This is a genomic window from Mycobacterium sp. GA-1841, from assembly GCF_001954135.1.
In the GTDB taxonomy this organism is placed as follows: Bacteria; Actinomycetota; Actinomycetes; order Mycobacteriales; family Mycobacteriaceae; genus Mycobacterium.
Window position 1 is genome coordinate 1 of sequence record NZ_MBEQ01000026.1, and the last position, 1,025, is coordinate 1,025.

Annotated in this window: 2 protein-coding genes; both read left to right on the forward strand. The window is 65.5% G+C overall.

Annotated features, from left to right (window positions below; translation table 11 throughout):
* Positions 1-55 precede the first annotated feature (55 nt).
* Positions 56-463 carry a polysaccharide pyruvyl transferase family protein gene (locus tag A5740_RS08065; protein WP_371454734.1) on the forward strand — a complete coding sequence of 136 codons (408 nt, stop codon included), beginning with the start codon at positions 56-58 and terminating at the stop codon, positions 461-463.
* On the forward strand, positions 460-1,025 hold a 566-nt coding region (locus tag A5740_RS08070; protein ID WP_175616198.1), incomplete at its 3' end, for a polysaccharide pyruvyl transferase family protein. The genes A5740_RS08065 and A5740_RS08070, both read left to right, overlap by 4 nt.

Consider the following 1,025-nt stretch of genomic DNA (forward strand, 5'->3'; position numbering starts at 1 on the left):
GTCGGCGGCGGTGCGGGAGTTGTCGGGGCGGGGGTTTGAGTTCGTCGGGATCTTGATGAATGGGGCTGATCGGCGGTGGACGGAGTTGGCGTTGGCTGGTACGGGTGCGCGGATTGTGCGGCCGGTGGATGCGGTGGCTGCGGCGGGTGAGTTTGCTGGTTGTTCGGCAGTGATTGTGAGTCGGTTGCATGCGGGGATTTTGGCGGCGTTGTCTGCGACGCCGGTGATTTCGTTGGAGTATCAGCCGAAGTGTCGTGATTTTGCGTTGTCGGTTGATGATGAGCGGTCGTTGTTGCGGACTGATGAGGTGCGCAGGTCGGTGGTGGTGGATCGGGTGTTGGCGGGGTTGGCTGATTCGGTGGCGATCCGGGCTCGCACGGGTGCTGCTGTGGATGGGTTGCGCCGGCGTTTGCAGGCCCAGTATTCGATGCTGGCCGGGCACCTGGGACTGTCCGCCACATGACCGGGGCACGCCGGCCCGCGCCGGTGGTGGGGTATCTGGGTTGGCACGGTCGGGGCAATCTTGGTGACGACGCGATTTATCAAGCGGTGTGTGGGCAGCTGAGTGGGGCGCGGTTTGTCGATCTTCCGGTGTTGTCGCGGGAGCGGTTGCAGGCGGTGTTGACGGGGCAAAGCCGGTTGTTGCGGCGCGCCGCCCAGGTGGTGGGCGGCGGCACGCTGATCGGACGACGTCACTGGAGACGGCTGGCGGGCCAGGGACTGACGATGACCGATGGCCAGGGCAGCTATGCCATCGGCGCCGGGGTGGAAGACCCCATTTTCGATGGACGCCGAAGCGGTTCTGGGCGTGCGGAGCTCAAGCGGTGGGTGCCGTTGCTTTCGAGGTTTCGGGTGGTGTCGGTGCGTGGGCCGCGTAGTGCTGAGTTGCTTGGTGGGGTGGGGCTGGATGTGGAGGTGGTGGGGGATCCGGCGTTGTTGTTGCCTCGGCCGCAGGTGGTGGCGCGCGAGGGGGTGATCGGGCTGAATCTGGGTTTTGGCGACGACGAACTGTGGGGTCATGAACC

Bases quoted from the DNA above. Each gene is read 5' to 3' on its own strand.
- A5740_RS08065 (WP_371454734.1), top strand. From the start codon at position 56: ATGAATGGGGCTGATCGGCGGTGGACGGAGTTGGCGTTGGCTGGTACG.